Annotated in this window: 16 protein-coding genes; 8 read left to right on the top strand and 8 right to left on the bottom strand. The window is 63.1% G+C overall.

Features of this window, described 5'->3' with window-relative positions; translation table 11 throughout:
- Positions 1-58 precede the first annotated feature (58 nt).
- The 6 genes from ACIOAU_RS19625 to ACIOAU_RS19600 all read left to right on the top strand — a co-directional run bounded on the left by ACIOAU_RS19625 (position 59) and on the right by ACIOAU_RS19600 (position 8,328).
- Entirely contained in the window at positions 59-577 is a 519-nt protein-coding gene (locus ACIOAU_RS19625) for an RNA polymerase sigma factor (RefSeq protein ID WP_150571148.1), read from the top strand.
- Positions 574-1,530: a FecR domain-containing protein gene (locus tag ACIOAU_RS19620; RefSeq protein ID WP_150571147.1), complete on the top strand. Its 957-nt coding sequence runs from the start codon at positions 574-576 to the stop codon at positions 1,528-1,530. The genes ACIOAU_RS19625 and ACIOAU_RS19620 overlap by 4 nt, the downstream gene beginning before the upstream one ends.
- Positions 1,531-1,636: 106 nt before the next feature.
- Entirely contained in the window at positions 1,637-4,042 is a 2,406-nt protein-coding gene (locus ACIOAU_RS19615) for a TonB-dependent siderophore receptor (protein ID WP_401184067.1), read from the top strand.
- A gap of 115 nt (positions 4,043-4,157) precedes the next feature.
- Entirely contained in the window at positions 4,158-5,270 is a 1,113-nt protein-coding gene (locus ACIOAU_RS19610) for a PepSY-associated TM helix domain-containing protein (RefSeq protein ID WP_401184064.1), read from the top strand.
- Complete coding sequence (locus tag ACIOAU_RS19605; protein ID WP_101322439.1) at positions 5,267-5,446, top strand: hypothetical protein; 180 nt, start codon at positions 5,267-5,269, stop codon at positions 5,444-5,446. Before ACIOAU_RS19610 ends, ACIOAU_RS19605 begins: the two co-directional genes overlap by 4 nt.
- 71 nt (positions 5,447-5,517) lie before the next feature.
- A complete protein-coding gene (locus ACIOAU_RS19600; protein ID WP_401184061.1) occupies positions 5,518-8,328 on the top strand; it encodes a dermonecrotic toxin domain-containing protein in 2,811 nt (936 codons plus the stop codon).
- Here ACIOAU_RS19600 and ACIOAU_RS19595 read toward each other — a convergent pair.
- The 8 genes from ACIOAU_RS19595 to glnE form a co-directional block, all read right to left on the bottom strand.
- The gene (locus tag ACIOAU_RS19595; protein ID WP_401184058.1) at positions 8,301-9,743 is read right to left on the bottom strand and encodes a lipopolysaccharide kinase InaA family protein; all 1,443 of its coding nucleotides are present in this window, start codon (positions 9,741-9,743) and stop codon (positions 8,301-8,303) included. The genes ACIOAU_RS19600 and ACIOAU_RS19595 overlap by 28 nt on opposite strands.
- Complete coding sequence (locus ACIOAU_RS19590; RefSeq protein WP_181089452.1) at positions 9,743-10,495, bottom strand: lipopolysaccharide kinase InaA family protein; 753 nt, start codon at positions 10,493-10,495, stop codon at positions 9,743-9,745. The genes ACIOAU_RS19595 and ACIOAU_RS19590 overlap by 1 nt, the downstream gene beginning before the upstream one ends.
- A complete protein-coding gene (locus ACIOAU_RS19585) occupies positions 10,492-11,226 on the bottom strand; it encodes a lipopolysaccharide kinase InaA family protein (protein ID WP_150571141.1) in 735 nt (244 codons plus the stop codon). The genes ACIOAU_RS19590 and ACIOAU_RS19585 overlap by 4 nt, the downstream gene beginning before the upstream one ends.
- Positions 11,226-12,032: a lipopolysaccharide core heptose(I) kinase RfaP gene (rfaP, locus tag ACIOAU_RS19580; protein ID WP_101322444.1), complete on the bottom strand. Its 807-nt coding sequence runs from the start codon at positions 12,030-12,032 to the stop codon at positions 11,226-11,228. The genes ACIOAU_RS19585 and rfaP overlap by 1 nt, the downstream gene beginning before the upstream one ends.
- On the bottom strand, positions 12,029-13,153 hold the full coding sequence (locus ACIOAU_RS19575; RefSeq protein ID WP_150571140.1) for a glycosyltransferase family 4 protein: 1,125 nt from the start codon (positions 13,151-13,153) through the stop codon (positions 12,029-12,031). Before ACIOAU_RS19575 ends, rfaP begins: the two co-directional genes overlap by 4 nt.
- Positions 13,153-14,211: a lipopolysaccharide heptosyltransferase I gene (gene waaC / locus ACIOAU_RS19570; protein WP_150573398.1), complete on the bottom strand. Its 1,059-nt coding sequence runs from the start codon at positions 14,209-14,211 to the stop codon at positions 13,153-13,155. The genes ACIOAU_RS19575 and waaC overlap by 1 nt, the downstream gene beginning before the upstream one ends.
- The gene (gene waaF / locus ACIOAU_RS19565; protein WP_150571138.1) at positions 14,212-15,261 is read right to left on the bottom strand and encodes a lipopolysaccharide heptosyltransferase II; all 1,050 of its coding nucleotides are present in this window, start codon (positions 15,259-15,261) and stop codon (positions 14,212-14,214) included.
- A 328-nt stretch (positions 15,262-15,589) separates the two neighbouring features.
- Positions 15,590-18,523 carry a bifunctional [glutamate--ammonia ligase]-adenylyl-L-tyrosine phosphorylase/[glutamate--ammonia-ligase] adenylyltransferase gene (glnE, locus tag ACIOAU_RS19560; protein ID WP_401184051.1) on the bottom strand — a complete coding sequence of 978 codons (2,934 nt, stop codon included), beginning with the start codon at positions 18,521-18,523 and terminating at the stop codon, positions 15,590-15,592.
- A 383-nt stretch (positions 18,524-18,906) separates the two neighbouring features.
- On the opposite strand from glnE, the gene aceE reads away from it, so the two are divergent.
- Together aceE and aceF are read left to right on the top strand one after the other, a co-directional pair.
- The gene (aceE, locus tag ACIOAU_RS19555; RefSeq protein WP_101322449.1) at positions 18,907-21,552 is read left to right on the top strand and encodes a pyruvate dehydrogenase (acetyl-transferring), homodimeric type; all 2,646 of its coding nucleotides are present in this window, start codon (positions 18,907-18,909) and stop codon (positions 21,550-21,552) included.
- 13 nt (positions 21,553-21,565) lie between these two features.
- Positions 21,566-23,206 (top strand): dihydrolipoyllysine-residue acetyltransferase, encoded by a 1,641-nt coding sequence (gene aceF, locus ACIOAU_RS19550; RefSeq protein ID WP_101322450.1) that lies wholly within the window; start codon positions 21,566-21,568, stop codon positions 23,204-23,206.
- Positions 23,207-23,443: the final 237 nt, after the last annotated feature.

Below are 23,443 nucleotides of genomic sequence, written 5' to 3'. Positions count from 1 at the left end.
CTCTGTAACAATCGCGAATAATTATCGTTAGTTAACGCATTCTTTCCGGGGAACGCTCTTGCCGTCTGCGCACAGTCCACATGCTGATCTGATCGGTGCGCTTTATCGCGACCACCGCAGCTGGCTGCTGGCCTGGCTGCAACGCAGCACGCGCTGCCAGCAACGCGCCGAAGACCTGAGTCAGGACACCTTCGTGCGCTTGCTCGGGCGTGACCAGTTGCCGGTGCCGCGTGAGCCAAGGGCGTTTCTTGCTGCAGTGGCCAAGGGTTTGCTGTTCGATCATTTCCGCCGGGCTGCGCTGGAGCAGGCTTACCTGGCTGAACTGGCGCAGATGCCCGAAGCCGAACAGCCCTCGCCGGAACTGCAACTACTGATTCTCGAAGACCTCAAGGCCATCGACCGCTTGCTTGGCAAACTGTCGAGCAAAGCCCGCGCTGCGTTCCTGCACAACCGCCTGGATGGCATGGGCCATGCCGAAATCGCCGAGCGTCTGGGCGTTTCCGTCTCCCGTGTGCGTCAGTATCTGGCCCAGGGGATGCGCCAGTGCTACATCGCTCTGTATGGCGAGCCGACGTGAGCACCAGCCCGGTCTCGAACAAGGTGCTGGACGCTGCAATCGCCTGGAAGCTATGCCTGGACGACAGCCCCGGCGTGCCAGAGCAGCGTAGTGAGTTTCTACGTTGGCACGCTGCCAGCGAAGAGCACGCTCGCGCCTGGCGCCAACTGGGCATGCTCGACCAGCGTTTCAGCGCCGCAGTCGGCCCAGCGCGCAAGGCACTGCTGCAGTCGCGGGTCAGCCTGCGCCGGCGGGTTGGTACCCTTGGCGGCGGGCTCGCCAGCGTGCTGCTGGTCGCCGCGCTGGTGCTGCAACTCGATGCACCGTCGCTGTCGCCGGGTTACTGGCTGGCCGATCAGCGCACCGCCACCGGCGAATTGCGCACCCTGCGCCTGGAAGACGGCACGTTGCTCAGCCTCAATACCCATACCGCCGTGGATATCGATTTCGAAGGCAGCCAGCGCGTGATCGTTCTGCATCAGGGCGAAATCTCGGTTGAAACCGGCCATGACGACCTGCGGCCACTGCTGGTGCGTACCGATGATGGTCGCCTGCGCCCACTAGGCACACGCTTCCTGGTCAAGCGCGAAGCGCAAGGTACGCGTCTTGAAGTGCTCCAGTCGCAGGTCGCGGCAATGCCGTCCAACCGTGCAGATGAGCAGGTTCTGGCAGCAGGCCAGCAGGTCATGATGACGGCCAATGGCCTCAGCCAGATCAGCCCGGTTGCGGCCGGCGCCGATGCCTGGACCCGCGGCATGCTGGTGGTGGACAACGTGCGCCTGGCCGATCTTATCGCTGAGCTGGGCCGCTACCGCAGCGGCCATCTGGGCGTCGCGCCCGAGGTAGCCGACCTGCGCGTGACCGGCAGCTTCCCGCTGACCGATATCGACCTGGCACTGGCCTCACTGACCCCTGCATTGCCGGTCAAGGTCGAGCAGCGCACGCCATGGTGGGTCAAGGTCGTCGCGCAATGAGCCGCTAGCGGCAGCGCCGATAAATTTATTTCGACAGGCCCCTGTCACTTTTCAATTCTCGCTCGGCAAGGAAGCACAAAGCACTTATCCGTCGAGGAGCCGCTGCATGTCCCGTGCCGTTGATCGTATCCTGCGCCCCAGCCTGATGGCTCTGGCGATTGCCCTGTCTATCCCGATGGCCAGCCCTGCTCTGCATGCTGCCGAGCAATCGCAACTCGCCTATGACTTGCCCAGCGCGCCACTGGCGACGACCCTGAATCAGATCGCTAGCCAGGCGGGTATCGCCCTGGCGATCGACCCAGCCCTGGTCAGCGGGCGCACCGCGGCGCCGGTCAAAGGCCAGTACGATGCCCTCGGCGCACTGCAGGCGGCCCTGCGCGGCAGCGGCCTGCAACTGCAGCAGAGCAGTGTCGGCAGTTACAGCCTGGTGGCCACGCCGGAAGGCAGCCTGGCGTTGCCGGAGACAAGTATCAATGCGGCCGGCGAGTATGAGAGCGCATGGGGTGCCAGCACCGGCTACGTCGCTACGCGCACCGCTGCGGGCACCAAGACCGACACGCCGATTGTCGAGACTGCACGCTCTCTGTCGGTGATTACCCGCCAGCAGTTGGACGACCGCCAGGTTCTCAACCTGAACGACGCCCTGCGCTACACCGCTGGTGTGCAGAGTAGCGGCTATGGCTCCGACTCGCGCGCCGATTGGCTGCGTGTGCGCGGCTTCGACCCGACCCAGTTCCTTGATGGCCTGGCGCTGCCCAAAGGCTCGTTCGCCAACCCCAAGGTCGAGCCATGGAACCTTGAGCGCATTACCGTACTGCGTGGCCCTGCCTCATCGGTTTATGGCCAGACCCCGCCGGGCGGTATGCTCGACATGGTCAGCCGCCGCCCGCAGGCAGAGAGCGCTCATCAGATCGAAGTCCAGGCCGGCAGCAACGAACACAAGCAGATCAACTTCGACAGCACCGGCAAGATCGACGACGAAGGCCGCCTTCTGTACCGCATCAGCGGCGTGGTGCGTGACAGCAATTCACCCATCGATCACATCCCGGACAAACGCTACAACATCGCTCCGAGCCTGACCTGGAACGTTGACGAAGACACCAAGCTGACCTTCATAAGCCAGTACACCCGCGACGATACCGGCATTACCGGGCAGTTCCTGCCGCTGCAAGGCACCAAGTTGCCATCTGCGGCAGGCAAGATTTCTCACCACAAGAATCTTGGCGAGCCCGACTGGGACTTCTACGACCGCACCTACTACGCCCTTGGCTACGCCTTCGAACATCGACTGAACGATACCTGGCAGTTCCACCAGAATCTGCGCTACACCAAAAACGATCTGTCGTTCCAGGCCGTCAACGTTGGTACCGTTAACACCGTCGACGCCGACGGCAACGTCAACCGCGAGTCAGGCATCATCAACGAAGACATCAGCCAGTTTGCAGTGGACAACAACTTCCAGGCTGACTTCGACACCGGCGCCGTCAGCCACACGCTTCTGCTGGGCCTCGACCACCAACGCGCCAATACCAACTACCAATGGTTGTATGGCCTGGGTGTGCCGCCGATCAACGTCAATCGGCCGGTGTATGGCGCTGACATGTCCGGGGTTAGCTACATTACCCTGCAAGATTTCAACCAGAAGACTCAGCAGACGGGTGTGTACGTGCAAGATCAAATGTCACTGGATAACTGGCGCCTGACCCTCGGCGGGCGCGAGGACTGGGTGCACACCGGGACTCGATTCAACGTCAACAATGCCACCAGCACCCAGCGTGACAAGGCCTTCAGCGGCAACGTAGGCTTGAGCTATGTGTTCGATAATGGCGTCACGCCGTATATCTCCTATACCGAGTCGTTCCAGCCCACCATGGGTGCCGATGCCCGAGCAGCGCAGTCGTTCGCACCGACCGAGGGCCGTCAGTACGAGGTCGGCGTGAAATACCAGCCGGTTGGCAGCCAGACCTTGCTGACCGCCGCCGTGTATGACCTGACCCAGCAAAACGTGCGTGTAACCGAAGGCAGCATCACCCGCCAGGTCGGTGAATTGCAGGTTCGTGGCCTGGAGCTGGAAGCGTCCACGCAGTTGACCGACAACTTCAAGGCGATTGCCTCCTACACCTACACCGATACCGAGATCACCAAGGGTCTTGCCACCGACGTCGGCAACCGCATGGCATTGATTCCGCGCAACCAGGCAACACTTTGGGCTGACTACACCTGGCACAACGGCCTGCTTGACGGTTTCGGTGTCGGTGGTGGCGTGCGCTATGTAGGCGATACCTACGGCAACACCGCCAACACCAGCGTGGCGCATGTCAGTTCCTATACGGTCTATGACGCCTCGGCGCACTATGACCTCGGCCGGCTGGACAACAGCATGAAAGGCCTGAGCGTAGCGGTCGAAGCGAAGAATCTGTTCAACAAGGACTACTTGGCGAACTGCGACGGTTTCTGGTGCTATTACGGCGACGAACGCAACGTCGTAGCCAGCGTCAATTACAAGTTCTGAGTCGCGCCCGGGGCCGCTTTGCGGCCCGTTCGCGGGCAAGCCCGCTCCTACAGGTATTGCGCACACCCCACCTTTGGCGCCGCTCCCGACGCCCCCCTGGCAACCCGGAAACGCGATGAAAAGCCTAACCCTGCGCCGCTGGTCCACGGTCCATACCTGGAGCAGCCTGATCTGCACACTGTTCCTGCTCCTGCTGGCAATCACCGGCCTGCCGCTGATCTTCCATCACGAACTGGAACACCTGCTCGGCGACGCCCCCGTACTGCGCCAGATGCCTGCCGATACCCCGCACCTGGACCTGCAGCAACTGGTGCTCAAGGCAGAACAGTATCGTCCTGGTGAAGTCATGCAGTACTTCGGCTATGACGAGGACGAGCCCAACGGCGTAGTCGCCATCACTGCCGCCACGGCAGGCAGCGATCCCAACGACTCGCACACCTTCATGCTCGATGCGCGCACCGGCGAAGCCGTGCCCATGCCGGCTGCCAACGGCGGCTTGATGATGACCATCCTGCGCCTGCACGTGGACATGTTCGCAGGGCTTGCCGGCAAATTATGGCTGGCGTTCATGGGCCTGTTGTTCGTCGTCGCGATCATCTCCGGCACAGTGCTGTATGCGCCGTTCATGCGCCGCTTGCCGTTCGCCAGCGTGCGCCAGGACAGATCGCCGCGCCTGCGCTGGCTCGACCTGCACAACCTGATCGGCATCGTGACCCTGACCTGGGCGCTGGTGGTTGGCGTCACCGGGGTGATCAGTGCCTGTGCTGACCTGGTCATCGCCGCCTGGCGCAACGACAGCCTGGCAGCAATGGTTGCACCCTACCGCGACGCGCCGCCGCTGACCGAGCGTGCGTCGGCCAGCCAGCTGCTGCAGATCGCAACTGCCGCTGCACCGGGGATGCGTGCCGACTTCATCGCATTCCCCGGCACACGCTTCTCCAGTGAGCACCACTATGCCGTGTTCATGAACGGCGCCACGCATCTGACCTCGCACCTGTTCACCCCAGTCCTGATCGATGCCACCACCCTCGCCGTCACAGCAGTCGGCGAGCGGCCCTGGTACATGGACGCGATGGGCCTGTCGCAACCGCTGCACTTTGGCGACTACGGCGGACGGCCGATGCAGATCCTCTGGGCACTGCTCGACGTGCTGACCATCGTCGTGCTCGCCAGTGGCGTTTATCTCTGGTGGGGCAAGCGCCGTACCGGCGCGAAGGCAAAGCCATGAGCCATCGCTCGCAATCCACCTGGCGGATCTTTACCTGGCCTGTGCTGATCGCGCTGCTGGGTGCAGGGGGACTGTTCGCCGCGCTGCTGGGTGACGATGGCTGGGATGTTCTGGCCTGGGTCGGCCTGGGCATTCCTGGCGTGCTCGGCGTGCGGGCACTGATCAGGCGCAGTTGAGTTATCTGGCTACAACCACAGCAGGTTTGCCGTACCTAGGATGCAGGGTCCCCCATGACAAGGAGCGGGCCATGCAACCTCTCGAACTTATCCAAACACTCACCGGCCAGATCAAGGCGCTGCTCGAACCCCTGCCGGTCATCGAGCAGCCGCTGCACAATGATCTGCAGACGCGACGCAAGCTCCACAGCGACCTGGCCAGCTACTGGTCAGAACTCAATACTCAAGGCTTGAACCGCAAGCAGTCGCTGATCGCCCTGCGCCAGATTTACCTGCTGGCCGAAATCGACCTGCGCATCACTGACGACACGCTGAGCGCCGATCAGGCCGCACCGCTGCGCACTTGCATCGAGCAACCGCGCGCCTGGCAACGCCAGCAGATAACGGCAGCACACCGACCTCAGGTCTACCGGCCCCTGCTGGTGAACCTGCAGCCCAACTGGCGCAGCTACCTGCCGGGGGTGATGGTGATCGTCGCGGGCACCCCTGAGGGCACGCTGCTCGACGCCGACAGCGAAACCGGCGAGGCACTGCTGTGCTGCCTGTCACAAGGCATCGAGGTATTTCCCTCGCTCAAGGCCTTGCATGACGAACTGTGCGAACGGCTGGACGACCCTCTACTCAGCAGCACGTTGCTGCACCTGTACGCCGACCCGCAATCCGCCGAGCAGGCGCGTCTGGCTGAGCGTCTGCGTTATGAGTGGTATGCCGATGATCCGATCGAAGCGCAGGTACAGCAACTGATCGACACCCAGCGCCAGCGCCTGAACCTGCCGTCGCTATGGGGCGACGACCAGCCGTCATCGACCACCACGCGACACGCGCAGGTCATGGCGGCACTCAGGCTCGAGGATGATCTTGGTAGCAAGGCGACGCTGAACACGCGCTATTCACGGTTACTGGAAAAACACATGCCGGCATGGCTGCGCGATGCTGACACGCAAAGCCTCAGCCACATCATGCAGACCATGCAGGAACTGGTGGTGGCCAGTGAAAGAGCAGCGGCTCCAGGCATCCCCACCCAAGCGCAGTTTATTCAGCAGAACGATCTCAGGACATGGACGCGAGCCCGCCTGCAAGAGCGCCTGCTCGATGATTTCGGCCTGCAATTGCTACCACAGGACATAACGGTGAGCATCACGCGCGCCCGCCAGGTCGGGCCGCAGCCCTACCCGTTCAACCCATCCCTGTTCATTACCTGGCAAGGCCTCAAACAGGTCGGCAATGAAACCATTGAGATGGTCACCGAGCGCTTGCCACTGGACGATCTGGCCTTGGTCAACCTCGCCTGGTTCAATTACGACTACTGGTTGACCGCCCGTGTCAGCCATACCGAGGCACGCACGCTGCCCCCGGAGCTGACGCCGGCCTACGTGAAGACACTGGTGCGCAGCCTCAATGCCGGCGGGCGCTATGCAGATTTTCTCTACACCCAACTGGTCGACTCGCGCACGGGCCGCTGGCGCCTGCTGGCCCATACTCGAATCAACCGCGCCCGAATGCGTGCCGAAGCGGTCAAGGCCCGGTATGCCGGGCACTTCGCCGAACATCGCGCCGAGCGTGGTTACCGCTGGGCAACGGCGGTACTGGACCAACCCCACAACGCGCTCCGCCCGCCGGTAGATGGCCATACGGTCGTGGTGCGGCAGCTACTGATCCAGGGCCATACGGTGCAGGGGGTGCTACTGATAAACACTGCACAAGGCAGTGTGCCGTCGTTTCTCATGTACACCCCAGGCGCGCCAGACCGACGCAACTGGCGCGAGTTTTCCAGCACCCGGCAATTGCTGCGCACCCTGCGCGACAAACCGGCGCTGCGCCAGTACCTGGCCGCTCGGCTACCACAGGTCGAGGAGAGCCAGCTGCAACGGCTGTTGCTCAAAGGGGGCCTGGGCAGTTCTCTACGCCTGCCAGCCATTCACGACGATCTGTTCTTCGCATTGTATATGGCAGAGGTCCGCGCCCAACTTGCAGCAGTCGACACCAGCAGCCGGACGACCCGCGAGGTCAATGTTCAGTCAGTCATCGACCTGTCCTGGCGGTTGCTGGACCTGATAAGCCTGATACTGCCTGCCAAGCCCCTGATGGCGTTATCGATCGGGCGAATGATCCTGGACATCTGCGATGGCATCCAGGCACACCAGCGAGGCGATATGGAAGGCGTGTTGCGCCATCTCTACAACACCATCAGCCATGCCACGGATGCGGGCGGCAGCTTCTTCGCTACCAGCGTCCTGCGCCGAGCGCTGCGCGGCTTGCCCAAGCAACCGCCACTGCCATTGCCGGCCCGCTACCAAGTCAATGTCGACACCAGCTCGTTGCGCTATCGCATCGATGGTGTGCATGACATCGGTGTCTACGAGCAGGTTTCGGCGTTTGGGGGCTTGTCGTTGTACTTCGTCAGGGACAACCACGGCAGTCATTACAAAGTCAGCTTCGATGGCGAACGCTGGCGGGTTATCGACCCTGAGCAACCGGATGCCTATCTACAGCAGCCGATCAAACGCCTGCGCAGCGGCGAGTGGGTGATCGATTCACCTGTGCTCTGGTATGACGGCCTGCCAGATCTGGCAGCGTTGTGTCATGACTGCCTGCTCACGCCAGCCCGCGCCGGCACCCCTTTGAGCAGCGCAGCGGGCTTGCACGCTGATGGCCAGCAGCTGTACCTGCAGACCCGCAGCGGGCAACTGGGCTTGCGCAGGCATTTGCTGGCAGACCAGTACCACCTGCTGATTCCCCCGGCTGAGCAGACAGGCGTCAAGCCTTGGGCGGTGCTACGCTGGCAGGCGGACGAATGGCGCATCCGGGTGCGCCAGTCGGGCCGCAGCAGCGACTGGCTGGCGCTGCCCGAAGCCTATTCGGCGAGCCGCGGCAACAGCTGATCAATCCGCTTGTGCAAGGCGCTGTCACTCGGCCAGTTTCGCAGCATGCGCGCCCGGTCACGGGCATATGCAGCCGCGAAGCTGAGTTGAGTGGCGTGCTGGCACATGGCGTCGAGGTCGATCAACGACCATTGGCCGTGCTGCCAGAACAAATTATGGCCTTTCATATCGCCATGGCTGATGCGCTCGCGGATCAACTGCTGCATCAACTTCAGCAAGGCCTGCAACTGCTCGTCGGGCGCATCGCCACTGGCGACGAAGGGCGCAAAACACTCGAGCAGATCCGGTCCATCGGCGTATTCGGTGACCAGATAGGCACGGCTGCGCAGGCCCATGACCCGTTGTTCAAGCACCGCCAGCGGCTTTGGCGTGGCGATGTCGAGAAAGCGCAGACGCTGCCCTTCGATCCACGAATGCCAGGCCCGGCTCGGGCGCCAGAAACGCTTCAACCAGTGCACGGTGTTCTTGATGTTGTAGCGCTTGAGCACCAGCGGCCGGCCGCCAACGTCGACCCGGGCAACGCTTGCGGCGCCACCGGTCTTGTACAGGTGGCCTTGGTCGATCAGCGCATCGGCCTGCTCCAGCACCGGCTGCATGGCTGCCACTTCGCTACGATCGATAGCACGCAGGCCAGACAGGCTGCGTTCGACGCTGAACAGGGTGCACTCGCGACCGGCCTTGTCCAGGAAGTCCTTGAGGCGCCAGGCGCGAACCTTGTCGACCTGCTTTTGCAGGGCTTCCAGCGGCAGCGCGTGCTCACCGTTGGCCAGCAGGTAATGCACCAGCAGCTCTTCGGTGAACGGCTCGAGGCGCTTGGGCAACTGGGCGAAGAATACGCCGAGGTTTTCCAGCACGCGCGGGCGCGACAGGTTTTGCCCCGGCGTCTCGGCCTTGATCCCGGCACCATCGATCAGGTACAGCTGGCCACCGTGGCGGAGCAGGTTATCCAGATGCAGATCAGCCTGCCACAAGCCCTTGGCGTGCATCTGCGCAACCGCCCCAAGCGCCTCTCCCAGTACCTGTTGCTGCTCATCGGCCAGCGGCGCCAGCGCCTCGACCTCAGCCCAGGCAGCGCCCAGGCTCTGGGCGTTTTCCAGGTACTCGAACAACAGCCAGCCGCCCTCGCCCTCTTGCAGACCGTCAGCCAGCAGTTGCGGAGTGGTCAAGCCTTGCGCGGCAATCAGCTTGACGCCATCCAGCTCGCGCTGAAAATGCCGTGCAGCATTGCTGCCGACCAGCAGCTTGGCCAGCACCGGCTTGCCGCGCCAAATACCAGCACCGACGTAGCGTTGCCCAGGCAGCACCCGCAGCAGGCTGAGCAGCTGCAGCTCAGCGCTGCCAGCAGCATCGGCCAAGGTAATGTTCAGCGGCAGGCTCGGCGTGCGCCCAGCCGCCTTGAGTTCAGACAAACGCATCAACGGGCCTCTTTTTCATGCTGGCGGCGCACCAGCCGCTGCAGCCAGGTAGTCACCAGCGGGCTGTCGGCCGGTTGCTGCAGATAGGCCGCCAGCAGACTGCGCACATCGCCTTCGCTCCAGGCGCGGGCACGGCGCAGCAAAGGTTCCAGATCTTTCAGCCGGTCGCGCATGCCAAGCAGCAGCGGCCGGGTCTTTTCCAGGTCGATCAGTTGCGCCTGCCAGCCTTCGCGGCGCTCGCGGAGGAAGATGTGCTTGGGATAGAAGCAACCGTGCACCTGGCCGGCGGCGTGCAAGGTACGCCCCAGTTGGCCGCAGGCCTGGAGGATGCCCAGGCGTTTTTCGGCGGCCAGTTGCGGCCACTGCGCCAGCAGGCTGTCGAGGTCGTTCCACTCATCCAGGGCGCGAGTCATGAGCATCGCGCGGTGCTCGCCGTTACCCTTGCGCTCACCGTAGAACACCGCCTGCAAGGCCGGGATCTTCAGCTTCTGGTAGCGCGTGATATTGCGAAACTCGCGGGCAAATGTCGGCTCACCGAAGGGCCGATGCAGGGTGCGAGTGAAGTAGTTGAGCTGGCGTTTGAGGTAGTAGCCCTTGCCCTCCAGCTCCAGGCGAAACACGCTGCTCCAGCCGCCACGGCCGGTATTGGGTTCGTCCACCGCATCGAGTTGCAGCGCCCACAGCGCTTCGAAATCGTTCAAGCCGTGGCGTTGCAGCAGGGCAAGCTCGCTGCTGGCCAGATAGTCGGTCATTCCCTTCCCTCGAAAAAGCGCACCACTTCGCGTACCCGTTTTTTGTCGCTCGCGTTCAACCGCTGGTGCCCGCGGTACTGCAGGTAGAAGCGCAGGCGCTGAGTCGCCGACAGGTGATACTTGGCGACCTTGTCCAGGCAGGCCAGGTCCTTGATCACTCGATGGCGGAGCATGAAGCCGCGCCAGAAATCGCCGGTCGGGCAATCGATGAAGAATAGCGTGCCCTGATCGTCCACCAGCAGGTTGCGCCACTTCAGATCGTTATGGGTGAAGTGGTTGTCGTGCATGACCCGCGTATGCCGGGCCAACTGACGGCTGACGTGGTCGACCCAGGCGCGGTCGGCCAGGCGCGGATCATTGCGCTTGGCCAGTTCGGACAGGTCTTCGGTACGCGGCAGCTCGCGGGTGATCATCGCCCCACGGCCAAAGGCCAGGCCATTGCGCTCCAGGCCCCAGCCGATCACTTCGGCGGTGGGAATGCCCCACTTGGCGAACTGCTTGAGGTTCTGCCACTCGGCCTTGATCCGCGGCCGGCCCAGGTAGCGGCGCAAGTGCTTGCCGGCGCCGGTATAGCGTTTGACGTAGTAGTACACGCCATCGCGCTGGATCCGCACCACTTCGCTGAGCGGGTCACGGGTCAGGCGCTCGCCGTCGATGGCGAACACTGCCTCGAGGCTGCCGAAATCTGCTGCCAGGTGTTGATACTCCGGCAGCAGCGTCCAGCCCGCCATCAGAGTGCATCCCCGTAGCGTTGTTTGCGCGCGTACAGTTTCTGCGCCTTGCCTTCGAGCCAGGCCAGCAGGCGCGCCTCCTCGGTGAGGATCTGACGCAGCGGCTGCTGGAAGTAACCGCGCAGGAAGCGCAGCTTGTCGCGCCGGGTCAGGCCGATATCCAGCGCCGAGAAGTACAGCGCGGCCAGGTCCTTGTCGCGCCAGCGGCGGCTGATGCTGCTGCGGGTCTGGGCGCGGTGCAGGTCGATTACCGACAGTTTGAAGTCGTCGGCACTCACCGGGCGATCAGTATGCAGAAGGAAATGGCAGATGTAGCAGTCGCGGTGGTTGACCCCGGCGCGGTGCATGCCGCCGGTCATCTTCGCCACTTCGGCGATCAGCGCGTGTTTGAGGCGCGGCAGCGGCGGCTGCTTGACCCAGTCGATGCTGAAGTCTTCCAGGCTGATGGTCGGCGCCAGCTCTTCGGTGATGATGAACGAGTGCTGCTGCGCCGGATTGCTGCCGCGCTCGCCGTAGGCGACTGCGGTCATGGTCGGCACGCCGACTTCATGCAGGCGCTGGATGGCGCGCCATTCCTGGCCGGCACCGAGTACCGGCAGCTTGGCGCTGAACAGGTTCTTGAAGATCTCGCCCCAGCCGATGCCACGGTGAATCTTGACAAAGTAACCTGCGCCCTCGACCTCGGTGCGCAGCGTGCGCCGGCCTTCCAGTTCGCGGAACACTTCGCCCTGCAGTTGCTCGGCGGCCTCGAAGGCATCGCGCCCGGCCCACAGCCGTTGGAACGGCTGCGCCAATATCAGCTTCATGCGCGCTCCTGGTTGAGGATCACATCGGCGGCATGCTGCGGCATGCTGTAGAGGTCGGCGCTGTCGGCAAACGCCAGGCCATTGCGCGACCAGGCCGCACGGGCCTCGCCGTCTTCGAGCATGCGTTGCAGGTAGCGGTCGAGCTGCTCCTGCGCGAACGGCTCATCAAGCACCAGGCCGCTGTCGGCCTCGGCGATGTAATGGGCATAACCGCATACTTTCGAGACCAGCACCGGCAAGCCGGCGACCAGCGCTTCGAGCAGCACGGTGCCGGTGTTTTCGTTGTAGGCCGGGTGGATCAGCAGGTCAGCACCCAACAGGAAGCGCGGGATATCGCTGCGCCCCTTCAGAAATTGCACCTGCTCGCCCAGGCCCAGCCCGGCACTTTGCAGCTGGAACACTTTGGGGTCGTCCTGGCCGATGACCATCAGCCGGGTGCGCTTGCGCAACGCCGCCGGCAGCGCAGCCAGCGCCTTGAGGCTGCGGTCGACGCCCTTGGTCTTGAAGCCGGAGCCGATCTGCACCAGCAGCAGGTCGTCGTCAGTGAGTTTGAACTCCTGACGGAACTGCGCACGGATTTCAGCGGCGTTGGCCGGTGCCCGACGGTCCTGGGAAATCCCTGGTGGCAGCAGATGAAAACGCTCCACCGGTGTACCGTAGTGTTTGATGAACAGCGGCTGCTGCACTTCGGAGATCATCAGGATCTCGGTGCGGGCATCCTTGGCGAACACCGCACGCTCGTATTCGGCGAAGTGGCGGTAACGGCCCCAGCGCCGGTACAGGCTGCCGCGCAGGGTCTGCGCCTTGTCTTCGAAGCAGCCGTCGGCAGCGTAGTAGACGTCCAGTCCGGGCATCTTGTTGAAGCCGATCAGGCGGTCGACCGGGCGCTTGGCCAGGTCAGCGGCCATCCAGGCGCTGAGCTTCTCGTTGCGGCGATGGTTGAAGATCGCCTTGACCGGCGCCACCAGCACTTCGAAGCCAGGCGGAACCTCGCCCTCCCAGATCAGCGTATAGACGCGGATCTGATGACCACGCTGCTGGCACTCCAGGGCAATGCGCATGAAGTCACGCTGCAGCCCGCCAAACGGGAAGTATTTGTACAGTACGAAAGCCAGTTGCATTAACGAACATCCTCAGCCAGCAGCAACGCGCTCAAGCGGCTCGCCACATGCTCGGGATTCAGGCGAGTGAAGCACAGCGGCCACTCGCGTTTGATATCGAACCGGCGCAGATCCTCGGCGCTCGGTTTATAGGTGCACTTCTTTTGCAGGCAGGGCGCGCAAGGGAAGTCGCTGGCCTGGTGGACCTGGACACGTCCGTAGGCGCCGGTCAAACCAGGGTTGGTGGGTCCAAACAGGGAAATGGTCGGTACATCCAGTGCTGCAGCCAGATGACCCAGGCCGGTATCCACCGCCACGCAGGCCTTGGCGGCGGCCAACACGCGAGCCACCCCTACCAGATTCAATTTGGGCAGTACCTGGCAATTACTCAAGCCCTGGGCGATGCGCTCGGCACGGTCTTTTTCGGCCTGATTGCCCCACGGCAGGCAGACCTGCAGGTTGCGCCGGCCCATGCGTTCGGCCAACTCGCGCCAGTAGGCCTCTGGCCAATGCTTGGTTGCCCAGGTCGTGCCATGCAGGAACACCACGAACGGCGCCGTGGGTGGCAATTGCAGACGGTCGAGGTCCAGGCCGTAGTTGCCGATGCCTTCGGGCAGGTCGTAAGCCAGCGCCAGGGCAAACAGCTGGCGCAGGCGCTCCACCGCATGCTGGCCGACCGCAACCGACAACGGCCGGTCATAGAAGCGGCTGGACAGGCCTTCACGCGCCGAGAAGCGATCTAGCCCAGCCACCGGCGCCTTGACATAACGGGTCAGCCAGGCCGATTTGACCAGGCCCTGGGCGTCGATCACCAGGTCATACTGGCGCTCGCGCAGGCGCTGCTTGAAGGCTTTCCATTCACCGCTTTTGAGGGTCTGCCAGATGTTCTTGCGCCAGCGCCGGATCGCTACCGGAATCACCCGGTCTACCGCTGGGTGCCAGCTCGGGATCTCGGCAAAACCCTCTTCCACCACCCAGTCGAAACGGATGCCGGGGATGGCGTGGGCGGCATCGGTCAGCGCCGGCAAGGTATGAATCACGTCTCCCAACGAAGACGTCTTGATGATCAGAACCCGCACTCAGTCGACCTCAGCCAGAACATCGATACGGTTCGGCCCAGCCAGATTATGCAGCGCGGCAATGACCTTGCCCGGCTCAAGCAGACGCAGGCAGTTGTAATGACCAAAGCGGCAGGTGCGGTCGAAGCACGGGCTGCATTCCAGGCCCAGGCGGACCACTTCGACTTGTTCGGCCAAGGGCGGGGTGAAGCCCGGCGAGGTCGAGCCGTAGACGGCCACCAGCGGGCGGTTAAGCGCCGCAGCGACGTGCATCAGCCCTGAGTCGTTGGAAACCACCGCATCGGCGCAGGACATCAGGTCGATGGCCTCGGCCAACGAGGTTTCGCCGGAAAGGTTGTAAGACTCTTCGCGCAGGCCGGGGATCAACCGCTCGCGGATGGCTTCGCCAACCGGGTGGTCTTTCTTCGAGCCAAACAGCCAGACCTGCCAGCCCTGGCGGATCATGGCGTCGGCGACTTCGGCGTAGTGCTCGGCCGGCCAGCGCTTGGACTCGCCAAACTCGGCGCCCGGGCACAAGGCCAGGACCGGCCGGTCCAGCGCCAGGCCGAACTTGGCCAGCGCGGCGTCGCGGCTCGGCGCCTCGATCTGCAGGCTTGGCCGCGGATACGGCTGCGGCAGCTCGGCGCCGGGCGCATAGGCCAGGGCCATGAAGCGCTCGATCATCAGCGGGTAACGCGCCTTGTCCAGCTTGCGCACGTCGTTGAGCAACAGGTAGCGCATCTCGCCGCGCCAACCGGTGCGTTTGGGGATGCCGGCAAAGTACGGCACCAGCGCCGACTTCAACGAATTGGGCAACAGGATCGCCTGGTCGTACTGGCCCGCCAGCGACTTGCCGATCCGCCGGCGCGTGGCCAGCTCCAGCGCGCCGTGGCCGAGCGGGAAGCTCAAGGCCTGGCGCACTTCGGGCATGCGTTCGAGCAGCGGCCGGCTCCATTCGGGCGCCAGCACGTCGATCTCACACTCAGGGTGCTGCTGCTTCAGGCACTGGAACAAGGTCTGCGCCATTACCATGTCGCCGACCCAACTGGGGCCAATGATCAGTATTCTCATGCTTTGTCCAGGAACGCTGGGGGAAAGTGCAGCACGGTCTCCCCTCTTTATATTCAGGCTAGGTGGCGTGCAGTGTACCACTGGTGGTGGAGCAAGGCTTTTAGCGCCTGTAACGCAAAAGAACACGAGCTCAGCACGCCGCTCATTACCCTGTGGGAGCGGGTTTGCCCGCGAAGAGGCCGGTCGCAGCCCCCTATTTGTACGGCGAAGGCTTTGCCTTCGTTCGCGGGTAAACCCGCTCCCACAAGTTTTTGCGGCGCAGCCTAACCCTGTGGGTTTACCGGGACGCCGGACTGCCGCGAAGGGCCGCCCTGCGGCCCCAGCGATTTCAGCTCAAACCCAACTCACCCCAGATCCGGCGCACTTCGGCGCGTTCAGTGGCGAACTGCGCGGCGTCGATCACCCCGGCCTGCTTTTGCAGGGCCTGGCGGTGCGAGGCCGAGCGAAACGCCTTGTACACTTCTCGCAGCAATATTGCATCGCTGGCCGGCACCAGCCCGGCCTGTTCGAGTTCTTCGAGGATGCGGATGTTGTCGGTCCAGCGCAGCAGCGCCGGGTGCGCGTGCGACCAGGCCAGCGCCGCGTACTGGACCATGAACTCGATATCGACGATGCCGCCGGCATCCTGTTTGATATCGAACGGCACGCCAGCCTCGAAGGCATTGCTCGCAGTGCCTGCCGCAGTCTGCTTGGTGCCCAGGCTGCCGCGCATCTTGGCGCGCATCTCGCTGACCTCGGCGCGCAGTTTGTCCAGATCACGTGGCTGGCCGAGCACCCTCGCCCGCACCGCTTCAAACGCGCTCGCCACGTCCTTGCAGCCAACCAGCACCCGCGCCCGTACCAGCGCCTGATGCTCCCAGGTCCAGGCTTGCCCTTGCTGGTAACGCTCGAACGCACCGAGCGAGCTGACCAGCAAGCCGGCAGCGCCCGAGGGACGCAGGCGCATGTCGACGTCATACAGCTGGCCGGAGTTGGTCTGGGTGGTCAGCAGGTGAATGATGCGCTGGCCCAGACGGGTGTAGAACTGCGCGCTGTCGATCGGCTTGGCGCCGTCGGTTTCAGCCTGCGGATCGCCGTCATGGATAAACACCAGGTCGAGATCAGAGCCGTGGCCCAGCTCGATGCCACCGACCTTGCCGTAACCGACGATGATGAAACCTGGATCACACAGGCTGCCATCGCTGCGTTTGGGCTGACCGTGACGGGCCACGGTCTGGCGCCAGGCCAGCGCCAGCACCTGGTCAAGAATCGCCTCGGCCAGCCAGGTCAGGTAGTCACTGACCTTCATCAATGGCAGGTTGCCGCTGATTTCCGAGGCAGCCACGCGCAGGCTGTGCGCCAGCTTGAAGTGGCGCAGGGCTTCCATCTGCTGCTCGAGGTCGTCTTCGGGGATGCGGGTCAGCCGCTCGCGTAGCTCGCTGGCCAATTCCGGCGCCAGCGGCGGGCTGAACAGACGGCCCTCGTTGAGCAGCTCATCGAGCAGCAGCGGATAGCGGGCAATCTGTTCGGCGATCCACGGGCTGGCTGCGCACAGCGTCAGCAGACGGCGCAGGGCACTTGGGTTCTCGGTCAGCAACACCAGGTACGCCGAGCGCCGCGCCACCGCCTCGACCAGCGGCAGTACCCGCTCCAATACCAAGTCGGGATTGTCGTGTTCAACGGCCTGAGCCAGCAGGCGCGGGATAAATGCATCCAGGCGTTCGCGGCCCAGGCGCTGCATCGAACGCAGCTGCGGGCTGGCGCGCAGCCCGGTCAAGCGGCGCAAGGCATCGGCTGGCTGGCCGAAGCCGGCTTCTTCAAGCTGGCGGCAGGCGGCCTCTTCATCCTGGGCCTGCTCCCACAGCGGCGACCATTCGCCACCCACCACCAGTTCGCCCTCGGCCTCGTCTTCATCCGGGTCAGCGATGACCTGGCGGAAGTGCCAGTCGATGCGTCCGCGCCAGTACATCAACTGGGCATGGAAGCTGTCCCAGTCGGCAAAGCCGAGGATGAACGCAACCCGCGCCCGATCGATGTCGCTGTCGGGCAACATTTGCGTCTGCCGGTCGGCAATGGCCTGGATGGCGTGTTCGGTATAACGCAGGAATTCATAGCCTTCGCGCAGCTCGGTAATCACTGCAGGCGGCAAATAGCCCTGCCCTTCAAGGGTGGCCAGCACCTTCAGCAGTGGCCGCTGCTGCAGGCTCAGGTCGCGCCCACCATGGATCAGCTGGAAAGCCTGGGCGATGAACTCGACCTCGCGAATGCCACCCGCGCCCAGCTTGATGTTGTCGGCCATGCCCTTGCGCCGCACTTCCTGCTGAATCAGCTGCTTCATGGTGCGCAGCGCTTCGATTGCCGAGAAGTCCAGGTAGCGCCGGTACACGAACGGCCGCAGCATCTCCTGCAACTGGGCGCCGGCAGCCTGATCACCGGCCACAACACGCGCCTTGATCATGGCGTAGCGTTCCCAGTCGCGGCCCTGGTCCTGGTAGTACTGCTCCAGTGCATTGAACGACAGCACCAGCGCGCCGGCCGAGCCGTAGGGACGCAGGCGCATGTCGACGCGAAACACAAAGCCATCGACGGTGACCGGATCGAGTGCCTTGATCAGGCGCTGGCCGAGGCGGGTGAAAAACTCCTGGTTGTCCAGCGAGCGCTTGACCCCCTCGGTCTCGCCGCCCTCGGCAAAGGCGAAGATCAGGTCGATGTCCGAAGACAGGTTCAGCTCGACCGCACCCAGCTTGCCCATGCCCAGTACGACCATGTGCTGCGCCTCGCCACTGCGGTTGCCGATAGGCGTGCCGAACTGCTGGCAATGCCGCGGGTACAGCCATTGGTAAGCCTGATCGATGCAGGCGTCGGCCATATCTGACAGGTCGCGGCAGGTTTCCCCCAGCGCCGCCTGGCGGGTAATGTCGCGCCAGATGATGCGCATCTGCTGACGGTTGCGGGCCCGGCGCAGGTTGCGCGCCAGCTCTTCTTCGCTCTGCGCCGCCTGGGCCACTGCGGCAATCCGCGCGGTCATCTCGCCCGGCGCATAGGCCTGCTCCAGATCACCGCTGGCCAGCAGCTCGAGCAACATACCCGGCTCGCGCTGAGCCTGATCGAAGATGAACTCGCTGGCGGCAGCCACCTGCTCGAACTGCTGCCGATGCTCGGCGCTCAACGTAGACAGGCCAGGGTCGTCCTGACTGCTCAGCGCCTCGTTCAGCAGCTGTTGGTTACGGACGACCAGTGGTTGCAAGCCAGCGGGCAGATCGAGAGGCAAAGGCAGACGCATGGGCTATCCTTGATCGGCAACAAAGAGAGGGGTGTAATTGGCTACGGGGAAGCGGGACCGCGGTTGAAGTGTCATACAAAAGTTGTAAATAGCTGAAATCAACGAATCATTGGCATTAAATATCAAGATCCACCCGCCTCAGCTACATCGCCAACCAACATGAACGTTTTTCCCCACAAGCCAAGGTGCGACCAAACGTCGCATTTCTGTAGTATTACTACTACCCCAACCGTGTAAAAGCATGAAATGCGAAAGCTTTTGTAGTAAAACTACACGGCGCCGGGTCACACTCCGGTAATCCAAGAATTCACGACGTCTGCCCATAAGGCCAGTCGCAAACTCAGGCAGCCGATTCTGGTTGCCTTTCCGCCCTGGAGCAAGCCATGCAAGACCTCGATCCAATCGAAACCCAGGAATGGCTGGATGCCCTGGAGTCGGTCCTCGACAAAGAAGGCGAAGACCGCGCTCATTACCTGATGACCCGTATGGGCGAGCTGGCCACCCGCAGTGGATCCCAGCTGCCGTATGCCATCACCACGCCATACCGCAACACCATCCCTGTCACCCACGAAGCACGCATGCCTGGCGACCTGTTCATGGAACGCCGCATTCGCTCGTTGGTGCGTTGGAACGCACTGGCCATGGTCATGCGCACCAACCTGAAGGATTCGGACCTGGGCGGACACATCTCGAGCTTTGCCTCCAGTGCCACCCTGTATGACATCGGCTTCAACTACTTCTTCCAGGCCCCGACCGACGAACACGGCGGCGACCTGATCTTCTTCCAGGGCCACGCCTCGCCTGGCGTCTACGCCCGTGCCTTCATGGAAGGCCGGATCAGCGAAGAGCAGATGAACAACTTCCGTCAGGAAGTCGATGGCAAAGGCCTGTCGTCCTACCCGCACCCATGGCTGATGCCTGATTTCTGGCAGTTCCCGACCGTTTCGATGGGTCTGGGCCCGATCCAGGCGATCTACCAGGCGCGCTTCATGAAGTACCTCGAAGCCCGCGGCTACATCCCGGCCGGCAAGCAAAAGGTCTGGTGCTTCATGGGCGACGGCGAGTGCGACGAGCCGGAATCCCTGGGCGCGATCTCCCTGGCTGGCCGCGAGAAGCTGGACAACCTGATCTTCGTCATCAACTGCAACCTGCAGCGCCTCGACGGCCCAGTGCGCGGTAACGGCAAGATCATCCAGGAACTCGAAGGCGTGTTCCGTGGCGGTGGCTGGAACGTCAACAAAGTGGTCTGGGGCCGTTTCTGGGATCCACTGCTGGCCAAGGACGTCGACGGTATCCTGCAACGTCGCATGGACGAAGTCATCGACGGCGAGTACCAGAACTACAAGGCCAAGGACGGCGCGTACGTCCGTCAGCACTTCTTCAACACCCCAGAGCTCAAGGCCATGGTCGAAGACCTGTCCGATGACGAGATCTGGAAGCTCAACCGTGGCGGCCACGACCCGTACAAGGTCTACGCGGCGTACCACCAGGCTGTGAACCACAAGGAACAGCCGACCGTCATCCTGGCCAAGACCATCAAGGGTTACGGTACCGGTGCTGGCGAAGCCAAGAACACCGCGCACAACACCAAGAAGGTCGACGTCGACAGCCTGCGTCACTTCCGTGATCGTTTCGACATCCCGGTCAAGGACGACGAGCTGGAGAACCTGCCGTTCTTCAAACCAGAAGAAGGCAGCGCCGAGGCCCGTTACCTGGCCGAGCGTCGCTCCGCCCTGGGTGGCTTCGTACCACAGCGCCGCGCCAAGAGCATGAGCATCCCGACCCCGCCCCTGGAAACCCTCAAGGCTATCCTGGACGGCTCGGGCGACCGTGAAATCTCCACCACCATGGCCTTCGTGCGGATCCTCGCGCAGCTGGTCAAGGACAAAGAGATTGGCCAGCGCATCGTTCCGATCATCCCGGACGAAGCCCGTACCTTCGGTATGGAAGGCATGTTCCGCCAGCTGGGCATCTACTCGTCGGTCGGCCAGCTCTACGAGCCAGTCGACAAAGACCAGGTGATGTTCTACCGCGAAGACAAGAAAGGTCAGATTCTCGAAGAAGGCATCAACGAAGCCGGCGCCATGTCGTCGTTCATCGCTGCCGGTACTTCGTACTCGAACCACAACCAGCCGATGCTGCCGTTCTACATCTTCTACTCGATGTTCGGCTTCCAGCGTATCGGTGACCTGGCCTGGGCCGCTGGCGACAGCCGCACCCGTGGCTTCCTGATCGGCGGTACCGCCGGCCGTACCACCCTCAACGGTGAAGGCTTGCAGCACGAAGACGGTCATAGCCACCTGCTGGCCGGGACCATCCCGAACTGCCGCACCTACGATCCAACCTACGGCTATGAGCTGGCGGTGATCATTCAGGACGGCATGAAGAAGATGACCGAAGAGCAACAGGACATCTTCTACTACATCACCGTGATGAACGAATCCTACCAGCAGCCGGCAATCCCGGCCGGTGTCGAGGAAGGTATCGTCAAGGGCATGTACCTGCTCGAAGAAGACACCCGCGACGCGGCACACCACGTTCAGCTGATGGGTTCCGGCACCATCCTGCGTGAAGTCCGTGAAGCTGCGAAGATCCTGCGCGAAGAGTTCAACGTCGGTGCCGACGTGTGGAGCGTTACCAGCTTCAACGAACTGCGTCGCGACGGCCTCGCCGTAGAACGCGCCAACCGCCTCAAGCCTGGCCAGAAGCCACAGCAGACTTACGTCGAGCAGTGCCTGACCGGTCGCAAAGGCCCGGTTATCGCATCGACCGACTACATGAAGATTTTTGCCGAGCAGATCCGTCAGTGGGTGCCGAGCAAAGAGTTCAAAGTCCTGGGTACCGATGGTTTCGGTCGCAGCGACAGCCGCAAGAAGCTGCGTCACTTCTTCGAAGTTGACCGTCACTTCGTGGTGCTGGCTGCCCTGGAAGCCTTGGCTGACCGTGGCGAGATCGAACCGAAGGTGGTAGCTGATGCCATCGTCAAGTTCGGCATCGACCCGGACAAGCGCAACCCACTGGACTGCTGAGGAGTATTTTTAAGTGAGCGAACTCATTCGCGTACCTGACATCGGCAGCGGTGAAGGTGAAATCATCGAGCTGTTCGTCAAGGTTGGCGACCGCATCGAGGCTGACCAGAGCCTGCTGACCCTGGAGTCCGACAAGGCCTCCATGGAGATTCCGGCGCCTAAAGCCGGCATCGTCAAAGAGCTCAAGGTCAAGCTGGGCGATCGCCTGAAAGAAGGCGACGAACTGCTGGTTCTGGAAGCCGAGGGCGCTGCGGCGTCCGAGGCTCCAGCCGCTGCTGCGCCTGCCGCCGAACAACCGGCTGCCGCGCCTGCGCCAGCCGCCGAGGCTGCTCCTGCGCCGGCCGCAGCTCCTGCTGCTGCCACCGTGCAGGACATCCACGTGCCGGACATCGGCTCGTCGGGCAAGGCCAAGATCATCGAAGTACTGGTCAAGGCCGGCGACACCGTCGAAGCTGACCAGTCGCTGATCACCCTGGAGTCCGACAAGGCCTCCATGGAGATCCCTTCGCCTGCCGCTGGCGTGGTTGAAGAAGTGATCGCCAAGCTGGACGACGAAGTCGGCACCGGTGACCTGATCCTCAAGTTGAAGATCGCTGGCGCCGCACCTGCTGCGGCCCCTGCCCAGGCGGCTGCCGCACCGGCCAAGGCTGAGGCTGCTCCGGCTGCCGCACCTGCCGCCGCACCGGCTCCAGCTGCTGCACCGGCCCAGGCTGCTGCCCCGGCTGCTGCCAGCAACGCCAAGGTCCATGCCGGCCCTGCGGTACGTCAGCTGGCCCGTGAATTTGGTGTCGAGCTGGGCGCTGTTTCGGCTACTGGCCCGCACGGTCGCATCCTCAAGGAAGACGTGCAGGTCTACGTCAAGGCGATGATGCAGAAGGCCAAGGAAGCGCCGGCCGCCGCCGGTGCAACCGGTGGTGCTGGTATCCCGCCGATCCCGGTAGTCGACTTCAGCAAGTTCGGTGAAGTCGAAGAAGTGGCCATGACCCGCCTGATGCAGGTCGGCGCTGCCAACCTGCACCGCAGCTGGCTCAACGTGCCGCACGTGACTCAGTTCGATTCGGCTGACATCACCGAGCTGGAAGCCTTCCGTGTCGCGCAAAAAGCCGTAGCGGAAAAGGCCGGCGTCAAGCTGACCGTACTGCCGCTGCTGCTCAAGGCCTGCGCCCACCTGCTCAAGGAGCTGCCGGACTTCAACAGTTCGCTGGCACCAAGCGGCAAGGCAATCATCCGCAAGAAGTACGTCAACGTCGGTTTCGCCGTCGACACCCCGGATGGTCTGCTGGTCCCGGTCATCAAGAACGTCGACCAGAAGAGCCTGCTGCAACTGGCTGGCGAAGCTGCGGCACTGGCTGAAAAAGCCCGTACCAAAAAGCTTTCGGCCGACGAGATGCAGGGCGCCTGCTTCACCATCTCCAGCCTCGGTCACATTGGCGGCACTGGCTTCACGCCGATCGTCAACGCGCCGGAAGTGGCGATCTTGGGTGTATCCAAGGCAACCATCCAGCCAGTCTGGGATGGCAAGGCCTTCCAGCCCAAGCTGATGCTGCCGCTGTCGCTGTCGTACGATCACCGTGTGATCAACGGCGCCGCTGCTGCGCGCTTCACCAAGCGCCTGAGCGACTTGCTGGGTGATATCCGCACCATCCTGCTGTAATGCTGCAACTGCTGCCCCGGTACATGCCGGGGCAGCAGGCACTACTTTCGAGCTGCCACGCTCGTACCTCAACCCCGCCTCTGGCGGGGCTTTTTTTTGCCCGCAAAACTGCAACCGGCTGCAGAAACTCACGCCCCTGCCGATAAACTGCCAATAGCCCGACATGGCCGCTTGCCAGCCTTCGGGACATGATGCAACCTTGCCAGATGCGCTGCCTGCCAGGCCCTGTCACCCTCT

Source organism: Pseudomonas sp. NPDC088322, from assembly GCF_044740745.1.
Taxonomy (GTDB): Bacteria; Pseudomonadota; Gammaproteobacteria; order Pseudomonadales; family Pseudomonadaceae; genus Aquipseudomonas; species Aquipseudomonas shirazensis.
The sequence above is the reverse complement of the archived record's forward strand: the minus strand, read 5'-3'. Positions and strand labels throughout refer to the sequence as shown.